Below are 19518 nucleotides of genomic sequence, written 5' to 3' on the forward strand. Positions count from 1 at the left end.
TTCGCTCGGTCGTCTTCACTGAAAGTGGCGTAAACCCGCCTTTATTTGAGGTTTACGCCACTTTTTCGTTGTACTCCCAGGCGCCGCCCGGCGTTTGCATGAGGTATTCAGAGCATGCTCAACGGCTACGGCTCGACCATTTTAGAGGGTGCCTGGCTCACCCTGATTCTGGCGCTGACGTCGATGGCGGTGGCCATCGTGTTGGGCTTGCTGGGTGCGGCGTTTCGCCTGTCGCCCATCAAGTGGCTGGCGCTACTGGGGGAAACCTACGCTACGGTGATTCGCGGTATTCCTGATTTGGTGCTGATCCTGCTGATCTTTTATGGCGGTCAGGACATGGTGAACCGTCTGGCGCCGATGCTTGGTCACGACGATTACATCGACATCAACCCGTTTATTGCCGGCGTGTTCACCATGGGCTTTATCTTTGGTGCTTACCTGTCGGAGACTTTCCGTGGGGCCTTTATGGCCATTCCCAAAGGTCAGGCCGAAGCCGGTGCCGCGTACGGCATGAGTGGCATGCAGGTGTTCTTCCGCATTCTGGTGCCGCAGATGATTCGCTTCGCCATCCCCGGGTTCACCAACAACTGGCTGGTGTTGACCAAGGCTACTGCGCTGATCTCCGTGGTTGGCCTGCAAGACATGATGTTCAAGGCGAAAAGTGCCGCCGATGCCACCCGCGAGCCCTTCACCTTTTACCTGGCGGTTGCCGCCCTGTATCTGGTGCTGACCAGCGTGTCGCTGCTGGCTTTGCGTTACCTGGAAAAACGTTACTCGGTCGGCATCAAAGCCGCTGATCTGTAAGCGGGGGAGCGCAGCGATGATTTTTGACTACAACGTAATCCTGGAAAACCTGCCGCTGTACTTGGGCGGTGTACTGGTCACCCTGAAAATTCTGCTGATTTCCCTGGCATGTGGTCTGGCTGTGGCCACTCCCCTGGGGCTGATGCGTGTTTCAAAATCGCCATGGGTTAATTTCCCGGCCTGGCTCTACACCTATGTGATTCGCGGCACCCCGATGCTGGTGCAGCTGTTTCTCATCTATTACGGCTTGGCCCAGTTCGAAGCGATACGTGAGAGTTTCCTCTGGCCATATTTCTCCAGCGCGACCTTCTGTGCCTGCCTGGCGTTCGCCATCAACACCAGCGCTTACAGCGCAGAGATTCTCGCGGGCAGCCTCAAGGCCACGCCGCATGGTGAGATTGAAGCGGCGAAAGCCATGGGCATGTCGCGTTTCAAGCTGTACCGGCGGATCCTCCTGCCTTCGGCGTTGCGTCGTGCGCTGCCGCAGTACAGCAACGAAGTAATCATGATGCTGCACACCACCTCGCTAGCCTCGATCGTCACCCTGATCGACATCACTGGCGCGGCACGCACCGTTAGCTCGCAGTATTACCTGCCGTTTGAGGCGTTTATCACCGCCGGTCTGTTCTACCTGTGCCTGACCTTTATCCTCGTCCGTCTGTTCAAGTTGGCCGAGCGCCGCTGGTTGGCCTACCTGGCGCCGCGCAAAGCCTGAGGAACAAGCCATGCAGCGTATTGATCATCCACTGCCCTGGGGTTGCCCCGGAACCGAACGCCGCTTGAGCGTGTTTCGTTTCGGCCATGGCCCATGCAAGGCCTATATCCAAGCCTCCTTGCATGCCGATGAGCTGCCAGGAATGCGTGTGGCGGTTGAGCTCAAGCGCCGCTTGCGTGAGTTGGAAGCCCAGGGTCGTTTGGCCGGGGTGATCGAGCTGGTGCCCGTGGCCAACCCGATTGGTTTGGGGCAGATGTTTCAGGCAACCCATCAGGGCCGTTTCGAGCTGGGCAGCGGCAAGAACTTCAACCGCGATTTCTTTGATCTGGCTGCTGCCATCGCGCCAGCGCTGGAAGACTGTCTGGGCAGTGATGGCCCGAGCAATGTGAGGCTGATTCGCGCCGCCATGCAGGCCGCGCTGGAGGCCTTGCCGCCAGCCAGCTCAGAGCTGCAAGGCATGCAGCGCCTGCTGCTCAAGCATGCCTGCGATGCCGATGTAGTACTCGATCTGCACTGTGATTTTGATGCGGCGGTGCATCTGTACCTGCTGCCGCAGCAGTGGCCGCAATTACGTTCGCTGGCCGCACGGTTGCAGGCCGGTGCGGCACTGACCGTTGAGGATTCCGGTGGCAGCTCCTTCGATGAGGCCTGCGCCTTGCCCTGGGTGCAGCTGGCGCGGCAGTTTCCTCAGGCCGCTGTGCCATTGGCCTGCCTGGCGGTGACCGTCGAGTTGGGCGGCATGGCCGATACTGGCAAACCTGATGCCCAAGCCAGTGCCGAAAGCATTTTGGCGTTTCTCGCTGAACAAGGGCTGATTGCCGGTGATTGGCCGCATGCGCCCGCTGAAAGCTGCGCCGCCACACCGTTTAACGGTGCGCAATATGCCTATGCGCCGCACGCTGGAGTGGTGAGTTTTCTGCAACCCGTGGGGGCAACCGTTAAAACCGGCGATCCATTGTTTGAAGTAATCGACCCTCTGGATGATCGCCACACCACCGTCTGTGCGGTCACCGAGGGTGTGCTCTATGCGCGTGAGCGGTTGCGTTTTGCCCAGCCCGGTTTGTGGTTGGCCAAGGTGGCCGGTCGTACCCCTATTCGCCAGGGTCGCTTGCTCAGCGACTGATTCAAGAGAGTGGAAACCATGTACAAACTTGAAGTTCAGGATCTGCACAAGCGCTACGGCAGCCATGAAGTATTGAAGGGCGTGTCGCTGGCCGCCAAGGCCGGCGATGTGATCAGCATCATTGGCTCCAGTGGCTCGGGCAAGAGTACCTTCCTGCGTTGCATCAACCTGCTGGAACAGCCACACAGCGGCAAGATTCTTCTCAACAACGAAGAGCTGAAGTTAGTCGCCAACAAGGACGGTGGCCTCAAGGCCGGTGACCCCAAGCAACTGCAGCGCATGCGCTCACGGCTGTCGATGGTGTTCCAGCACTTCAACCTGTGGTCGCACATGAGCGCCTTGGAAAACGTGATGGAAGCCCCGGTGCACGTGCTCGGCATGAGCAAGAAGGACGCCCTCGAAAAAGCCGAGCACTACCTGAACAAGGTCGGTGTGGCGCATCGCAAAGACGCCTATCCCGCGCACATGAGTGGTGGTGAGCAGCAGCGTGTGGCGATTGCCCGCGCCTTGGCGATGGAGCCTGAGGTGATGCTGTTCGACGAGCCGACGTCGGCCCTTGACCCGGAATTGGTTGGCGAAGTTCTCAAGGTAATGCAGGACTTAGCCCAGGAAGGCCGTACCATGGTGGTGGTGACTCACGAAATGGGCTTTGCCCGCGAAGTGTCCAACCAGTTGGTGTTCCTTCACAAAGGCGTGGTGGAAGAGCGCGGTTGCCCGCGTGAGGTGTTGGCCAATCCACAATCCGAGCGTTTGCAGCAGTTCCTCTCGGGCAGTCTCAAATAACCAGTGGCAACTGCTGTAGCCATTTCTGCTATGCCCATAATTGCCAACTGAGCCTAAACTGCCCCTCATGAACTCCCACCGAATTGGCTTTCTGCTTTGGCCCTCCACCAAGCCGTTGACCCTGGCCTTGGCCGAAGAAGCGCTGCGTGTCGCTCAGCGCGTCCACCCCGAGGTGGTCTACGAGCTGGTGTTTCTGCAGGCTGAAGCGCCCCTTGCAGGGGCCTGGCAACTGCCGGGTGAGTCTTGGGTGGGCAAGCTTGAAGGTTGCCAGAAGCTTTTCCTGCTGGCGGATGAGCCGCCTGGGCCGATACCGGTGGCGTTATCCGCAGCGCTCAAACACGTGGTACGCGGCGGCTGTGTGGTCGGGGCGATCGCCGCTGGCGTCTATCCCCTGGCGCAACTGGGGCTGCTTGATGGTTACCGCGCGTCGGTGCACTGGCGTTGGCAGGATGATTTCAGTGAGCGCTTCCCCAAGGTAATTGCCACCAGCCACTTGTTTGACTGGGACCGTGATCGCTTGAGTGCCTGTGGTGGCTTGGCGGTCCTCGACTTACTGCTGGCCTTGTTGGCCCGCGACCATGGCGCTGAGCTGGCGGGCGCGGTGTCGGAAGAGTTAGTGGTTGAGCGTATCCGCGAAGGCGGCGAACGTCAGCGCATCCCCCTGCAAAACCGTCTGGGCTCCAGCCACCCCAAGCTGACTCAAGCCGTGCTGTTGATGGAAGCCAATATCGAAGAGCCGCTGACCACCGACGAAATCGCTCAACACGTCTGTGTGTCGCGGCGTCAGCTGGAGCGCATTTTCAAGCAATACCTCAACCGCGTGCCAAGCCAGTATTACCTGGAGTTGCGCCTGAACAAGGCGCGGCAGCTGCTGATGCAAACCAGCAAGTCGATCATCCAGATTGGCTTATCCTGTGGGTTTTCTTCCGGGCCGCACTTCTCCAGCGCCTACCGTAATTTCTTCGGCGCCACCCCGCGTGAAGACCGCAACCAGCGGCGCAGCAACAGTCCGTTCGAGCTGACTTCAAGCGCCGCTGAGCGCGGTTGAAGGTCGCCGCCAGGCAATAAAAAACCGCAGTTCGCTGCGGTTTTTTATTGCCTGAGTGTTGCTCAGCTTTGCTCGGTGGTGCGTGTGTACAAGGGGTTACCGCAACGGCTACAGAAGGAGGCGCCCTGTTCGTGGAGGTTTTTCGCGCAGCTGGGGCAGTCGTGTCTCAGTTGGTCGCCGTCGCGCATGGCGCTGGCCAGTTCGGCGGTGAAGATGCCGGTGGGCACGGCAATGATCGAGTAGCCGGTGATCATCACCAGGGTTGAGAGCGCCTGACCCAGCGGAGTTTTCGGCACGATATCGCCGAAACCCACCGTGGTCAGGGTGACCACAGCCCAGTAGATGCCTTTGGGAATGCTGGTAAAGCCATGGGCAGGGCCTTCGATCACGTACATCAGGGTGCCGAACACCGTGACCAGGGTGGCAATGCAGGCGAAGAACACGATGATCTTCTGCTTACTGCCGCGCAGGGCGGTCAGTAGAAAGTTGGCCTGGCGCAGGTAGGGGCTGAGTTTTAGTACGCGGAACACCCGCAACATGCGGATCACGCGGATGATCATCAGGTACTGCGCGTCGCCATAAAACAGCGCCAAGATGCCCGGCAGGATGGCCAGCAGATCAATCAGGCCGAAGAAACTAAAGGCGTAGCGCAGTGGCTTCGGTGAGCAGTACAACCGCACGGCGTATTCGATGGCGAACAGCAGGGTAAACGCCCACTCAATCCCGGTCAGCAGCGGTTGATACTGGCTGCGAATCGTATCGATGCTGTCGAGCATCACCACGACCAGGCTGGCCAAAATGGCCAGCAGCAGGTAGCGGTCGAAGCGCTGCCCGGCTGGCGTGTCAGTAAAGAAAATGATGCGGTATAGCTGCTGACGCAGGGTGTGCGGCGTGTCCATGGTGTTCTGGCTGCTCCGTTGACGTCGCCCCTATATCAAGCGCACGACTGAGCGTGCAGCCTAGGGAGTTTTATCCTGACGATGCAAGCTTTTGCCCTTACGCGGCGGCAGTGGTGTGCAGTCGTCTGCGGCTTTACGCAGTAGTCGTTGGCTGGCGCTCACCAGCCAGCAGGTGAGGATAAAGGGCATGGTCAAGGCGGGCAGCCCCAGTGCGCTGAAGCCAGGTTGCAGCGCCAACGCCAGCACGATGCCCAATGCGGGCAGCCAAACCTGTCGGTTCACCTGGTTTAGGGCTATAGCGGCCAGCGCAGCGTTGTAGCCATACAGGCCGATAAGCGCGCTTTGTTGTCCCAGACCTTGGTTCAGCGCCAGGGCCAAGCCGCCGGCGGAGCCCAAGAGCGCCCAGCAGGCGGCGCGCCGATCAGCCAACAGCAGGCCAAATAATATGCAGGCGCCGGCCAGGGGTTGATCGAGGAAAATCACCTGGCCCAAACCGCGTGCCATCGCCAGCACACTGGCCAGCCAATCGAGCGGCAGTAGCTGGCTCGGTGCCGGCTGTTGCAGCTGCAATTGCAGGGCCGGGGCCAGCCATAGCACCAGCCAGCTTAGGGTCACAAAGGGCAAGGTGAAGGCCGGCAGCCACTGCTGCTGACGCATGCGCCGCATCCAGGGTTCCAGCAACAGGCTGGACAGCCCGGCAATGGCGATGATCAACAGCGGCAGTAATAGCGACCAGGTGAACTGCAGGCTGATCAGCATGCCCAGCAATATGCCGTTGTAGCCATACAGGCCCAGTTCGATATCTGCGCTGGCAAAGCCGCGGCGCTGCGCCGTCAACGTGCTGCTGAAGCCACCGAGCAGTGCGCCGGCCAGTAACTGCGGTGCGCCAACGGCGATGGCCAGCACCACCAGCAGGCCGCACCCGGGGTGAGTTTGCAGGAAAATCTGGCTGAAACCGTTGAGCAAGACGCGCAAGCCTTGCCGGGTGCTGATGGGGAGCGGGAGTGACGACATGCAAACGAACCTGAATAAAATGACAGGGCTCTTTTAAACGCCATGCAGCGACGGCCCAAGCGGTGTCCGCCTGGGGCGCGGGCCATAAAAAAGAAGCACCCACTGCGGGAACAGAGGGTGCCTTAAAACTGGCAAAGCCAGGGGGAGCACTTATGCAGCGGGCCTAGAAACCGCTGCAGTCATGACTCAGTGGAGAATTTCGATACGCAGGCTGTTGGTGCTGCCAGGCTGGCCGAACGGCTCGCCAGCGGTAATCACCACGGTGTCGCCGGTCTTGGCTAAGCCTGTGCTACGGGCTGTTTCCAGGGCCGTCCGGGTAACGTCTTCAACCTTGCTCAAGCGCGCGTTGACCACCGAATACACGCCCCAGGCCACGCTCAGGCGACGGGCCGTGTTGAGGCTTGGGGTCAGGCTGAGGATCGGCACGGCAGGGCGCTCGCGTGAGGCCCGGAGGCTGGAACTGCCCGACTCGGTGTAATTGACCAGCGCGGCGACCGGCAGAATGGTGCTGATGCGGCGGATCGCGCAGCTGATGGCGTCGGAGGAGGTGGCTTCGGCGACCGGACGGCTAACGTCGAGCTGGGCCTGGAAGTCCGGGCCGCTTTCCACCTGGCGAATGATCTTGCTCATCATCTGCACGGCTTCTTGCGGGTAATCACCGGAAGCGGTTTCCGCCGAGAGCATGACCGCATCGGCGCCTTCGGCCACGGCGTTGGCCACGTCGGTGACTTCGGCCCGCGTCGGTGCTGGCGAGAAGCGCATGGATTCAAGCATCTGCGTGGCCACTACCACCGGCTTACCCAGTTGGCGGCAGGTACGGATGATGTCTTTCTGAATGCGCGGTACGTTTTCAGCCGGCACTTCCACGCCCAGGTCGCCACGGGCAACCATGATGGCGTCGCACAGTTTGGCAATTTCTTCCAGGTGCACCACGGCCGAGGGCTTCTCGATCTTGGCCATCAGCAAGGCTTTGCCCTGGATCAGCTCGCGCGCTTCGACGATGTCTTCTGGGCGCTGCACGAACGACAGTGCGACCCAGTCCACACCCAGCTCCAGGCCAAAGGACAGGTCGCGGCGGTCTTTCTCGGTCAGCGGGCTGAGTTGCAGCACAGCTTCCGGTACGTTAACGCCTTTGCGGTCGGACAGTTCGCCACCGGCGATCACTTGGGTGTCGACGGCATCGCTGTGTTTGGCGGTGACTTGCAGGCGCAGGCGGCCATCGTCGAGCAGCAAGCTCATGCCCGGCTGCAGCGCTTCGATGATCTCTGGGTGCGGCAGGTTGACCCGCTCGCTGTTGCCAGGGGTCTTGTCCAGATCCAGGCGCAGGCTTTGCCCGCGTTCGAGCATGACCTTGCCCTCGGCAAATTTGCCGACGCGCAGTTTTGGGCCTTGCAGGTCCATGAGGATGCCGATCGGTGTATTTAGCTGTTTTTCAACTTCACGCACCCAGTTGTAACGCTCAGCGTGATCGGCGTGCTCACCGTGGCTGAAATTCAGACGGAACAGGTTGGCGCCGTTTTCCACCAGCTGACGGATGTCGTCGATGGTTTTAATGGCAGGGCCAAGGGTGGCGAGGATTTTTACTTTTTTATCGGCGTTCATTGGGCAGAACCTTCGAGAATAAGAATGGCGCGAAAATCGTTGACGTTGGTGCGCGTCGGCCCGGTGATAATCAGTTGGTCAAGGGCGGCGAAGTAGCCATAGCCGTTGTTGTTGTCCAGCTCATCACTGCTGCTTAAGCCCAGTGCGGCGGCGCGGGCGTGGCTCTCGGGGGTCATGATCGCCCCGGCGTTTTCTTCGGAACCGTCGATGCCGTCGGTGTCACCGGCCAGGGCATACACGCCCGGCAAGCCCTTGAGGCTGTCGGTCAGGCTGAGGAGGAATTCGGCATTGCGCCCGCCACGGCCGTTGCCGCGCACGGTCACGGTGGTTTCGCCACCGGAGAGGATCACGCAGGGCGCCTTGATCGGCTGGCCATGCAACACCACCTGTTTGGCGATGCCAGCGTGGACCTTGGCCACCTCGCGCGACTCGCCTTCCAGGTCGCCGAGAATCAGCACCGGCAAGCCAGCGGAGAGCACCACCGCCGCAGCAGCATCCAGCGACTTCTGTGGGCGGGCGATCAGCTGGAAGTGGCTGCGCGCTAGGCACGGGTCGCCGGGTTTAATCGTTTCCGACTCGGGGCTTTGCAGCCAGCTGCATACGTTGGCGGGGATCTCTATTTGATAGCGGGTGAGAATCGCCAGGGCTTCGGCCGAGGTGGTGGGGTCGGCCACGGTCGGGCCGGAGGCAATCACTGTCGCTTCATCACCGGGCACATCAGAAATCGCATAGGTGTAGACGCTGGCCGGCCAGCTGGCCTTGGCCAAACGACCACCCTTGATCGCCGAGAGGTGTTTGCGCACGCAGTTCATCTCACCAATGGTGGCGCCGGATTTCAGCAGCGCCTTGTTGATTGCCTGCTTATCAGCGAGCGAGATGCCCGCCGCGGGCAGGGCGAGCAGGGACGAACCGCCGCCGGAGAGCAGGAAGATCACCCGGTCGCTTTCGCTGAGGTTACTCACCAGCTCCAGTACTCGGCGGGCGACACGCTCACCGGCATCATCGGGAACTGGATGCGCTGCTTCGACGACTTCGATTTTCTGGCAATTGGCACCGTGCTCGTAGCGGGTCACCACTAAGCCTGAGACCTCACCGTGCCATTCCTGCTCGATCACTTCGGCCATGGCCGCGGCGGCCTTGCCGGCGCCAATGACGATGACGCGGCCGCTGCGGTCTGCGGGGAGGTAATTTGCCAAAACCTGGCGCGGGTGGGCGGCGTCGATGGCGCTGGCGAACAAGTCGCGTAGCAGGCGTTGCGGATCGATGGACATGGCGATCTCTCTAGGTCTGGACCAACTTCAATTCTAGTGCGCAGGGTCTTCTGGGAAGGCCCTCTGCACTAGAATCGATCCACCCGGCAAACAGGCCGTGACACCGTTTTACCGGGCAGATCGAAAGGGGCGTTCTGAGGCGGCTGACCCCGACTCAGAACTGTAATCGTCCCCACGCTCCAGCGTGGGGGCAGCGTTTGCGCTGCTGCATCATAACGTTTGACGCTGGAGCGTCATAAGCACCGCACCCCGTGTTGCGTGTGGGTGCGTTCAGGTTGAGCCAACCTACCTTGGTTCAACCCGCTGATGCAGTGATCAACGCTGCGGGGGCTTACTCGCCGCGGATGTTGAAATTGGCCATGTGTTCCAGGCCTTTAATCAACGCCGAGTGGTCCCAGTTGCTGCCGCCGATGGCCGAGCAGGTGCTGAACACTTGCTGGGCGTTGGCGGTGTTAGGCAGGTTAAGGCCTAGCTCACGGGCGCCGGCGAGGGCGAGGTTGAGGTCCTTCTGGTGCAGGCTGATACGGAAGCCCGGATCAAAGGTGCCTTTGATCATGCGCGCGCCGTGCACTTCAAGGATTTTCGAACCGGCGAAGCCGCCCATCAGAGCCTCACGCACCTTGGCTGGATCGGCGCCGTTCTTGGCGGCGAACAGCAGGGCTTCAGCGACAGCCTGAATGTTCAGGGCGACGATGATCTGGTTGGCCACCTTAGCGGTCTGGCCGTCACCACTGCCACCGACGTGGGTGATGTTCTTGCCCATGGCCTGGAACAGCGGCAGCGCGCGGTCGAAGGCTTTCGGGCAACCGCCGACCATGATCGACAGGGTGGCGGCTTTAGCGCCCACTTCACCACCGGAAACCGGCGCGTCAAGGTACGCAGCGCCTGTGGCTTTGATCTTGTCGGCGAACACCTTGGTGGCGGTCGGCGAGATCGAGCTCATGTCGATCACGATTTTGCCAGCGCCAGCGCCTTCAACCACACCGCCTTTGCTGAACAGGACGTCTTCAACCTGCGGGGTGTCCGGCACCATGATGATGATGAATTCGGCTTCCTGCGCCACTTCACGCGGGCTGGCCAGGGCGATAGCGCCCTCGGCCACCAGATCAGCCGGGGCCTTGTCGTGGTGTTCGGAGAGGAAGAGGGTGTGACCTGCTTTTTGCAGGTTTTGCGCCATGGGTTTACCCATGATGCCCGTGCCGATAAATCCGATTTTAGCCATGTGAGAGATCCTCCGATTAGATGGTGTTGTGAGCTTTCATCCAGCCAAGGCCGGCAGCGGTGGTGGTGGCTGGCTTGTATTCACAGCCAATCCAGCCCTGGTAACCAATGCGATCCAGGTGCTCAAAGAGGAAGCGGTAATTGATCTCGCCCGTGCCCGGCTCGTTGCGGCCTGGATTGTCGGCCAGCTGCACGTGGTTGATCACAGCCAGGTTGGCCTCGACGGTACGCGCCAGGTCACCTTCCATGATTTGCATGTGGTAGATGTCGTATTGCAGGAACAGGTTGGCGCTGGCGACCTTGTCGCGAATGGCCAGGGCCTGCACGGTAGTGTTCAGGTAGAAGCCTGGGATGTCGCGGGTGTTGATCATCTCCATCACCAGCTTGATCCCGGCGGCTTGCAGCTGCTCGGCGGCAAACGTGAGGTTATCAACGAAGGTCTGCTCAATCGTTGCGCAGTCGTAGCCTTGCGGACGGATACCGGCCAGGCAGTTGATCTGTGTATTGCCCAGCACCTTGGCGTAGGCGATAGCCTGGTCGACGCCGGCACGGAACTCCTCGACGCGATCAGGGTGGCAGGCGATACCGCGCTCGCCCTTGGCCCAATCGCCGGCTGGCAGGTTGAACAACACCTGCTCAAGCTGGTTGGTCTCAAGACGAGCCTTGATCACCTCGGCTGGGAAATCGTAGGGGAACAGGTATTCGACACCGCTGAAGCCAGCGGCAGCGGCGGCGTCAAAACGCTCTAGAAAGTCCACTTCAGTGAACAGCATGGACAGATTAGCGGCAAAACGGGGCATGGTAGGCTCCTTTATTTGGTGCGTAGGGTGGATGGCCACCCCGTGGAAAACGCATAGCGTTTTCCATCTTGAAACGGTGGATTTGCTTCGTCACATCCACCGTACGATTGCATCAATCCAACAATAAAATCGCGCTTGGTGCGTCGGCACCGCGCTCGGCGAGTTCTTCGAACTCGTTGATAGCGTTGATTTCCACACCCATGGAGATGTTGGTAACGCGCTCCAGGATGATTTCCACCATTACCGGTACACGGAACTCTTCCATCAGCGCTTTGGCCTTGGCCAGTGCAGCCTGGATGTCGTTCGGCTCGAACACACGGACGGCTTTGCAACCCAGACCTTCAACCACGGCTACGTGGTCGACACCGTAACCGTTGAGCTCCGGCGCGTTGATGTTCTCGAAGGCCAACTGCACGCAGTAGTCCATCTCAAAACCGCGCTGCGACTGACGGATCAGGCCTAGGTAGGAGTTGTTCACCACGACGTGGATATACGGCAGGTTGAACTGCGCGCCGACTGCCAGTTCTTCGATCATGAACTGGAAGTCATAGTCGCCGGACAGCGCCACGACATTGCGGCTCGGGTCGGCCTTAACCACGCCGAGCGCTGCTGGAATGGTCCAGCCGAGCGGACCGGCCTGACCACAGTTGATCCAGTGGCGCGGCTTGTAGACGTGGAGGAACTGCGCGCCGGCGATCTGCGACAGACCGATGGTGCTGACGTAGCAGGTGTCCTTGCCAAAGAACTCGTTCATCTCTTCGTACACGCGCTGCGGCTTGACCGGCACGTTGTCGAAGTGAGTCTTGCGCTGCAGGGTGCGCTTGCGCTCCTGACAGGATTCCAGCCAGGCGCTGCGGTTTTTCAGCTTGCCAGCGGCTTTCCATTCCTTGGCCACGGCGATAAAGGCATCCAGTGCGGCGCCTGCGTCGGAAACGATGCCCAGGTCCGGGTTGAATACACGGCCGATCTGGGTCGGCTCGATGTCGACATGGATGAACTTGCGGCCTTCGGTGTAGACCTCGATGCTGCCGGTGTGGCGGTTGGCCCAGCGGTTGCCGATGCCGAACACCAAGTCGGAGGCCAGCAGGGTGGCGTTGCCGTAACGGTGCGACGTCTGCAGGCCCACCATGCCGACCATCAACTTATGGTCGTCCGGAATTGCGCCCCAGCCCATCAGGGTTGGGATGACCGGTACGCCGGTCAGTTCGGCGAACTCGACCAGCTTGTCGGCCGCGTCGGCGTTGAAGATACCGCCACCGGCGACCAGCAATGGACGCTCGGCGTCATTCAGCATGGCCAGGGCTTTCTCGGCCTGCACCCGGTTGGCCGCTGGCTTGGCCAGTGGCAGTGGTTGGTAGGCGTCGATGTCGAATTCGATTTCAGCCATCTGCACGTCGAACGGCAGGTCGATCAGCACGGGGCCTGGACGGCCGCTGCGCATTTCGAAGAAGGCTTTCTGGAAGGCGCGCGGCACCTGACCCGGCTCCATTACGGTGGTCGCCCACTTGGTCACCGGCTTGACGATGCTGGTGATGTCGACCGCCTGGAAGTCTTCCTTGTGCATGCGTGCACGCGGCGCTTGGCCGGTGATGCACAGAATCGGGATGGAGTCGGCGGAAGCCGAGTACAGGCCGGTGACCATGTCGGTGCCGGCCGGACCCGAGGTGCCGATGCACACGCCGATGTTACCGGCATTGGTGCGGGTGTAACCCTCGGCCATGTGCGAGGCGCCTTCGACGTGGCGCGCCAGGACGTGGTCGATGCCGCCGATTTTTTGCAGGGCCGCGTACAGCGGATTGATCGCCGCGCCGGGAATCCCGAACGCCGTGTCAACGCCCTCGCGGCGCATCACCAGTACTGCAGCTTCGATTGCTCTCATACGCGCCATGAAAAACTCCTCCAGGATTTAGTCGATATTATTTCTACATGCCTAGAGCATGGAGGTAGGGTGTAATGGAGTAAATTGCAGGAATTTGCATTTCTGTCGGTATCAGGAGTATCGAATGGATCGTTATACGGCTTTGCACAGTTTTGTTCTGGTGGCCGATCAGGGCAGCTTCGCCGCTGCCTCCTTGGTTGAAGGAGTGACCCCGGTGGTGATGGGCCGGCGACTCGACATGCTCGAACGGCACCTGGGGGTCAAGTTGATGCATCGCTCGACCCGTGGCCTGTCGCTGACCGATCTGGGCGAGCAATACCTGGAGCGGGCACGCGGTTTGCTGCGCGATTTCGCCGAGGCCGATGCCAGCATCACCCACGGCAGCCATTCGGTGAGCGGGCACCTGGTGGTGTCGGCACCTGCGGCGTTCGGCCGTCGGCATATCGCGCCACATGCGCCGGCGTTCCAGGCGCGTTATCCGGAGCTGAACCTGTCGTTCAACCTGACCGATAGCGTGGTTGATCTGGTTCGTCAGGGCTACGACATGGGCATCCGCATCGGCGAGGTGACAGATCCCAACTACGTGGCTGTCAAGCTGTTCCCCAATCGTCGGGTGGTCTGCGGTTCGCCGGACTATTTTGAGCGCCATCCCGCCCCCAAGGCCCTCGAGGATCTGGCCGAACACAACTGCCTGGCGTTCAACCTGCAGGGTGGCCAGCAGCGCGGCTGGACCTTCCTGCGCGATGGAAAACAGGTGGTGGTCAAGGTTTCCGGCAATCTCGATTGCAATGACGGCGAGCTCCTCTACAACTGGGTCAAACAGGGCCTGGGCATCGGCTGGCGCTCGACCTGGGAGATTCAGGCTGAACTCAAGCGCGGGCAGTTGGTTACGGTGCTCGACGAGTTCGCCGTGCCGGCTTACGACATTCAGGCGGTCTATCCGCAGCAGCGTTATTTGCCCGCCAAGGTGCGTTTTTTCATCGACTACCTGAAAACGATCTACAGCAGCCCGGGGTATTGGGAAGGATGAAAGGCGGCTAAATTGTATACAGGTACTAATTTTATATGTGCTGGAAATATTATTTATTGTGTACTATTTATGTGTGGGCTTGTCCCGCCTGTTCGCTCCGGGCGATGACGTCGTGCGTGCAGGCCCTGTTCCCATCCATTTTCCGAGAGGGCTCTACATATGAGCGCTATGAACCTGCACACCGCGACTACCATCAGCAACCAAGCCCTGGCGCTTGGCCGGGAGCTGTCCGCGGCACCGTTGACTGTTGCCGTGCTGGATGCCGGCGGCCACCTGATCAGCCTGCAGCGTGAGGACGGCGCGAGCCTGCTACGCCCGCAGATAGCCATCGGCAAGGCTTGGGGCGCGGTGGCGCTGGGCAAGGGCTCGCGTGCCATCGCGGCAGACGCGCTGCAGCGGCCGGCCTTTATCGGTGCGCTGAATAACCTGGTCGACGGCAAGCTGGTGCCGGCGGCGGGTGGTGTATTAATCCGTGACGAGCAGGGCGAAGTGATCGGCGCCATCGGTATCACCGGCGATACCTCGGACATCGACGAGCAGTGTGCGATTGGCGCGGTGGAGTCGGTGGGGCTGACCGCCGATGCCGGGGGCGCGGCCTGATCCATTGGGAGGGGCTTTAGCCACGACGAGAGTTCTAACAGTTCGCCGCTAAAGCCCCTCCCACTGAGCCCACGGGCAGTGACCTAAGCCAAGGGTAGGGCGCACAACCAGGCTCAGGCGCGGGTGACTTGCTCGGAGGCACTGGGTTGGTTTTCGTCAATCTCACAGCCCTTGATCACCAGGCGGATGATGGTCTGCGCGGCGGCTTCGTAGTCGGCGTCGTCCAGATTGGCTTTGCCGGTGACGGTGGCGATCTGCCAGTCGAAGTCGGCGTAGGTCTGGGTCGCGGCCCAGATGCTGAACATCAGGTGATGCGGGTCAACCTTGGCCATCAGGCCCTGGTCGACCCAGCCTTGGATGCACGCAATATTGTGTTTGGCTTGAGTATTCAGTTGCGCGGTTTGATCGGCGGACAGGTGCGGCGCACCGTGCATGATTTCGCTGGCGAACACCTTGGAGGCCGATGGCAGTTCGCGGGAGATACGGATCTTCGAGCGGATGTAGGCGCGCAGCACGTCAGCCGGTTGGCCCGGCTGATTGAAGGGGGCAGATGCCTCCAATAGCGGTTCGATAATACTTTCCAGTACTTCGCGGTAGAGATTTTCTTTTGACTTGAAATAGTAATAGACGTTGGGCTTGGGCACCCCGGCCTTGGCAGCGATATCGCTGGTTTTACTGGCGGCAAAGCCTTTGTCGGCGAACTCCTCACTGGCTGCGCGTAAAATCAGCGCGGTGTTACGTTCGCGAATACTGGTCATAGGCCTCGTTGCTTCTTTCGATCGCCCGGCGCTGGGCAGCGGCGGGCATGGTAGCACCGGCTTTGCGCGGCGCTCAAGGCGAGTGGCGGGGCTCGATCGGGCTTTCTGACTTTCTGGTCAGGTCGTTGTATACAGAATTCAACTTATCTGTTTTGATCGGGTTAAATGCATTCATAACAAAAGTCTCGGCTCGTTGAGCTCTAGGAGACCTGCAGTGAACAATCAACTGGTTGACCCCTTCGGTCGACGCATCACCTACTTGCGTTTGTCGGTTACTGATCGATGCGACTTTCGTTGCACCTACTGCATGAGCGAGGACATGGTCTTCGCTGCGCGCGAGCAGATTCTCAGCCTTGAAGAACTGTATAACGTGGCGGACGCGTTTATCGGGCTTGGGGTAAAACGCATCCGCATCACCGGAGGTGAGCCACTGGTGCGCAAGAATGTGTTGAGCCTGCTGACCCGCCTAGGCCAGCGTCCTGAGCTGGAGGACTTGGCCATCACCACCAACGGCTCACAACTGACCGAATTGGCGCCGCAGTTGCAGGCCGCTGGGGTCAAACGTCTGAATGTCAGCCTGGACTCACTCCAGCGCGAACGGTTTGCTGTCTTTACCCGCCGCGACAAACTCGAACAAGTATTAGCAGGCATCGATACAGCGCGGGCTGCTGGCTTTAGCAAAATAAAACTCAACACCGTGGTGCAGAAAGGCCGTAACGACGATGAAGTGCTCGATCTTGTCGAGTTCGCCATGGCCCGTGGTTTGGACATCAGCTTTATCGAGGAAATGCCCCTAGGCAGTATTACCAGCCACCAGCGCGAGCAGACGTTTTGTTCCAGTGATGAGGTGCGCGAACGTATCGAACAACGCCACGCCTTGGTGCGTAGCAGCAAGCTGACTGGCGGCCCGTCGCGTTATTGGCAGGTGGTAGGCAGCGACAGCCAAATAGGTTTTATTTCCCCCCATAGCCACAACTTTTGCGGTGACTGCAATCGCGTACGCGTGACCGCTGAAGGCAAGTTAGTACTTTGCCTGGGTCATGAAAATGCCCTGGATCTTAAAAGTCTGATGCGCGCTCACCCTGGTGACAGCGAACGACTGCGCGATGCCTTGCAGCAGGCCTTACAGCTTAAACCCGAACGCCATCACTTCGAGACTGATGCTCAGGTGCAGGTGGTGCGTTTTATGAGCATGACGGGCGGCTAGCATCGCGCTGCCTTTGCTGGGCTTTGCGCGGCTTTATTGATTCCCATATCACGATTCAACAGGAGGTCTGCTGTGAAACCCTCGCACGTCTGCAGTTTGTTCGTCGTTGTCTGTTCCAGCGCGGTCAGTGCTGAGCGTTATGTGATCGGTGTCGAGAAATTGGCCTTTGCGCCGCACTACAGCATCGATGCACAAGGCCAGTATCAGGGCTTTGCCCGTGACCTGTTTGGCCTGTTTGGGGAAAAGAGCGGTGTCGAATTGAGCTACAAGGTATTGCCTGTTGAGCAGCTACTGCCAGCACTGCTTAGCGCTCAAGTGGATTTCAAGTACCCCGACAGCGAGACCTGGGCGCAGGTGCAAAAGGCCGGCCATACACTTACCTACAGTCAGGACGTGGTTGAGTATGTGGACGGCGTGCTGGTGGCGCCGCAGCGCCTTGGACGACCTCTCGAACAGCTTAAACGCCTAGCCATGGTCAATGGCTGGACGCCGTGGGGCTATCAGCAGCGCATCGATGCCGGGCTGATTGAGCTGACCTACAGCGATGATTTGCGCCAAATGATCCGCCAGGCTATGAAGAGGGACACCGATGGCGCGTACTTCAACGTGGCGGTCGCCACTCATTACCTGGATAACATTCGCGCGCGTCCCGGAGCGCTGATATTCGACCCCAAACTGCCGTATAACCGCGGCACTTTTAAACTGTCGAGCATCAAGCATGCTGACGTTATCAAGCGTTTCGATCGTTTTTTGATCGATTATCAAAGCGAAATTGCGGCGCTCAAAAGTCAGTATAAAGTCGAAGCCAATCTGGATGCTGAGCGTGTCGGCGTGGAACAGTGGAAGCTCGACTTCCTCGAGCGTAAGAAGCTCAAGGAGGCTCAAACACGTTAATGCGTTGGGGGTAATAAAGATGGTTTCGTATGATTCGGACCTAGGGATAGGCCTGGTGAGTCAACCCCGATAACTGTATCGGCGCCGGGGTTGATTTTTTGTGATCCAAACTCACGTAGTAACGCTTATTCGTCGGCTAAGTGCTTATAGCACTAGGCTTTTGATGGCCGGTGGTTTAGCGGTATTCGCAGAGGTAGGCGGTGTCGGTGACGACCTTGAGCTGGAACGTGCTGTTAGCCGGCACAGTGAACTGGCTACCGCTGATGAAGGTTTCCCAGCTTTCGCTGTCAGGCAGTTTGACGGTCAGGGCGCCGGCGACTACATGCATGACTTCCAGCTGGTTGGTACCGAATTCGTATTCGCCAGCAGCCATCACGCCAATGGTGGCAGGGCCTTCAGCCATGCCGAAGGCAATGGATTTAACGGTGCCATCGAAGTACTCATTGACCTTAAACATCTGCAATTCCTCGGAGGAGTATTAAAAGGCAATCCTGCCTTCAATGGCAGGCCATAGAAAGGCCTGCAAGTATGCACAAGCGCTTTTTCTGCGTCATCTGAAACTGCAAGCCAGGCTGGTTTAGAGCCGCCTTTAGGCTGCAGAGGTATTCAGCTGGTGGTTTTGGCGATGCAGTCTTTCCATTGACACGGCGAATTTTGGGCAAGCGCTCTATTCGTGCCGCACGTATTAAAACCGTTGCGGCGATGGATAACCCCTGCCGGCGGGCGCGACCATACAGTTTTGTCCTAAGGCTGTACTGGCGCTTGCTTGATGTGGCGGGCATGCTTGCAGCCAATAGGTGTCTGCGCAGTCGTCGTAGGTGCATTGTTAAGCAAGGCTGTGCAGGTCTTGGGCGGCAGGCCTTAAGTGAAGAAAATAAGGGGCGTATATGGCAAAGCTGGCGTTTATCGGGCTGGGCGTGATGGGTTATCCAATGGCCGGGCATCTGGCTCGTGCCGGGCACCAGGTGTGTGTGTACAACCGCACTGCAGCCAAGGCGGCGCAGTGGGTCGGCGAATACGCCGGCAGCCATGCACCGACCCCGCGTGAAGCGGCAGCAGATGCTGAGTTTGTGATGGTTTGCGTCGGTAATGACGATGATCTTCGAGGCGTTGTGCTGGGAGAGCAGGGCGCTTTTGCTGGCATGCAGCCGGGCGCCGTATTGATTGATCACACCACGGCGTCGGCGCAAGTGGCACGCGAATTGGCCGAGCAGGCAGCGGTGCTGCAGTTGGGCTTTCTCGATGCGCCGGTGTCTGGCGGTCAGGCCGGTGCAGAGAACGGCGCTTTAACCATCATGGTTGGTGGTGAGGTGGCGACCTATGCCAGGGCCGAGCCGGTTATCCAGGCTTATGCGCGTATGGCGCGGCTGATGGGTGAGGCCGGTAGCGGTCAGCTGACTAAAATGGTTAATCAGATCTGCATCGCCGGACTGGTTCAGGGGTTGTCCGAAGCGCTGCATTTCGCTCAGTGCGCGGGGCTCGACGCGCAGGGGGCGATGGAAGTGATCAGCAAGGGCGCGGCGCAGTCCTGGCAGCTAGAGAATCGTCACAAAACCATGCTCGCCGGTGAGTTCGAGCATGGCTTTGCCGTGGACTGGATGCGTAAGGATCTGTCGATCCTGTTAGCCGAAGCCCGAAGCAATGGCGCGCAGCTGCCGGTCACCGCGCTGGTTGATCAGTTTTATGCCGACGTTCAGAACATGGGCGGTGGCCGCTGGGACACGTCAAGTCTTTTGGCTCGCCTCCAGGGCCGTAAGCAGAGTTAGGTGTGATGCCTAGGGTATAAGGTCTGCGGCTGACTTATGTGCCGAGCAGTTGCCTCAGCTCTTTAGTTGATGGTGCTAAGGCGCGTCTACGGCGCTTTGTTTTC

Annotated in this window: 19 protein-coding genes; 10 read left to right on the forward strand and 9 right to left on the reverse strand. The window is 59.6% G+C overall.

Features of this window, described 5'->3' with window-relative positions:
• The first annotated feature begins 114 nt into the window (after nucleotides 1–114).
• From SOP97_RS19120 to SOP97_RS19140, 5 genes are all read left to right on the forward strand, one after another.
• On the forward strand, nucleotides 115–804 hold the full coding sequence (locus SOP97_RS19120) for an ABC transporter permease (protein ID WP_274088902.1): 690 nt from the start codon (nucleotides 115–117) through the stop codon (nucleotides 802–804).
• A gap of 16 nt (nucleotides 805–820) precedes the next feature.
• Complete coding sequence (locus tag SOP97_RS19125; protein WP_274088903.1) at nucleotides 821–1519, forward strand: ABC transporter permease; 699 nt, start codon at nucleotides 821–823, stop codon at nucleotides 1517–1519.
• Nucleotides 1520–1529: 10 nt separating this feature from the next.
• Entirely contained in the window at nucleotides 1530–2642 is a 1113-nt protein-coding gene (locus SOP97_RS19130; RefSeq protein WP_322950495.1) for a succinylglutamate desuccinylase/aspartoacylase family protein, read from the forward strand.
• An 18-nt stretch (nucleotides 2643–2660) separates the two neighbouring features.
• Nucleotides 2661–3425: an ABC transporter ATP-binding protein gene (locus SOP97_RS19135; protein ID WP_274088905.1), complete on the forward strand. Its 765-nt coding sequence runs from the start codon at nucleotides 2661–2663 to the stop codon at nucleotides 3423–3425.
• 67 nt (nucleotides 3426–3492) lie between these two features.
• Complete coding sequence (locus SOP97_RS19140; protein WP_274088906.1) at nucleotides 3493–4473, forward strand: GlxA family transcriptional regulator; 981 nt, start codon at nucleotides 3493–3495, stop codon at nucleotides 4471–4473.
• Between the two features lie 62 nt (nucleotides 4474–4535).
• Here SOP97_RS19140 and SOP97_RS19145 read toward each other — a convergent pair whose 3' ends face one another.
• From SOP97_RS19145 to gcl, 7 genes are all read right to left on the reverse strand, one after another.
• Nucleotides 4536–5372: an ion transporter gene (locus SOP97_RS19145; RefSeq protein WP_274088907.1), complete on the reverse strand. Its 837-nt coding sequence runs from the start codon at nucleotides 5370–5372 to the stop codon at nucleotides 4536–4538.
• Nucleotides 5373–5432: 60 nt separating this feature from the next.
• Nucleotides 5433–6386, reverse strand: coding sequence for an urea transporter (locus SOP97_RS19150; protein ID WP_322950496.1), 954 nt, complete (start codon nucleotides 6384–6386; stop codon nucleotides 5433–5435).
• A 186-nt stretch (nucleotides 6387–6572) separates the two neighbouring features.
• Entirely contained in the window at nucleotides 6573–7988 is a 1416-nt protein-coding gene (pyk, locus tag SOP97_RS19155; RefSeq protein WP_322950497.1) for a pyruvate kinase, read from the reverse strand.
• A complete protein-coding gene (locus tag SOP97_RS19160) occupies nucleotides 7985–9259 on the reverse strand; it encodes a glycerate kinase type-2 family protein (protein WP_322950498.1) in 1275 nt (424 codons plus the stop codon). The genes pyk and SOP97_RS19160 overlap by 4 nt, the downstream gene beginning before the upstream one ends.
• A 331-nt stretch (nucleotides 9260–9590) precedes the next feature.
• Complete coding sequence (locus tag SOP97_RS19165; protein ID WP_322950499.1) at nucleotides 9591–10481, reverse strand: 2-hydroxy-3-oxopropionate reductase; 891 nt, start codon at nucleotides 10479–10481, stop codon at nucleotides 9591–9593.
• 16 nt (nucleotides 10482–10497) lie between these two features.
• Nucleotides 10498–11280, reverse strand: coding sequence for a hydroxypyruvate isomerase (hyi, locus tag SOP97_RS19170; protein WP_322950500.1), 783 nt, complete (start codon nucleotides 11278–11280; stop codon nucleotides 10498–10500).
• Between the two features lie 112 nt (nucleotides 11281–11392).
• Complete coding sequence (gene gcl, locus SOP97_RS19175) at nucleotides 11393–13168, reverse strand: glyoxylate carboligase (RefSeq protein WP_322950501.1); 1776 nt, start codon at nucleotides 13166–13168, stop codon at nucleotides 11393–11395.
• A gap of 115 nt (nucleotides 13169–13283) precedes the next feature.
• Here gcl and SOP97_RS19180 point away from each other — a divergent pair, with 115 nt between their 5' ends.
• On the forward strand, nucleotides 13284–14189 hold the full coding sequence (locus SOP97_RS19180; RefSeq protein WP_090242072.1) for a LysR family transcriptional regulator: 906 nt from the start codon (nucleotides 13284–13286) through the stop codon (nucleotides 14187–14189).
• Between the two features lie 159 nt (nucleotides 14190–14348).
• Complete coding sequence (locus tag SOP97_RS19185) at nucleotides 14349–14789, forward strand: GlcG/HbpS family heme-binding protein (protein ID WP_090242071.1); 441 nt, start codon at nucleotides 14349–14351, stop codon at nucleotides 14787–14789.
• A 113-nt stretch (nucleotides 14790–14902) separates the two neighbouring features.
• Here SOP97_RS19185 and SOP97_RS19190 read toward each other — a convergent pair whose 3' ends face one another.
• Nucleotides 14903–15547 carry a TetR/AcrR family transcriptional regulator gene (locus SOP97_RS19190; RefSeq protein WP_090242070.1) on the reverse strand — a complete coding sequence of 215 codons (645 nt, stop codon included), beginning with the start codon at nucleotides 15545–15547 and terminating at the stop codon, nucleotides 14903–14905.
• Nucleotides 15548–15761: 214 nt separating this feature from the next.
• On the opposite strand from SOP97_RS19190, the gene moaA reads away from it, so the two are divergent.
• Entirely contained in the window at nucleotides 15762–16754 is a 993-nt protein-coding gene (gene moaA, locus SOP97_RS19195) for a GTP 3',8-cyclase MoaA (RefSeq protein WP_322950503.1), read from the forward strand.
• A 72-nt stretch (nucleotides 16755–16826) separates the two neighbouring features.
• Entirely contained in the window at nucleotides 16827–17648 is an 822-nt protein-coding gene (locus SOP97_RS19200) for a transporter substrate-binding domain-containing protein (RefSeq protein WP_322950504.1), read from the forward strand.
• A gap of 175 nt (nucleotides 17649–17823) precedes the next feature.
• Here the strand turns inward: SOP97_RS19200 and ppnP are convergent, their stop codons facing one another.
• Nucleotides 17824–18105, reverse strand: a complete 282-nt coding sequence (gene ppnP, locus SOP97_RS19205) for a pyrimidine/purine nucleoside phosphorylase (protein ID WP_322950505.1) — start codon at nucleotides 18103–18105, stop codon at nucleotides 17824–17826.
• Between the two features lie 430 nt (nucleotides 18106–18535).
• On the opposite strand from ppnP, the gene SOP97_RS19210 reads away from it, so the two are divergent.
• Nucleotides 18536–19414 (forward strand): NAD(P)-dependent oxidoreductase, encoded by an 879-nt coding sequence (locus tag SOP97_RS19210; protein ID WP_322950506.1) that lies wholly within the window; start codon nucleotides 18536–18538, stop codon nucleotides 19412–19414.
• Nucleotides 19415–19518 lie beyond the last annotated feature (104 nt).

This window comes from Pseudomonas spirodelae (assembly GCF_034653255.1).
Lineage (GTDB): Bacteria > Pseudomonadota > Gammaproteobacteria > Pseudomonadales > Pseudomonadaceae > Aquipseudomonas > Aquipseudomonas spirodelae.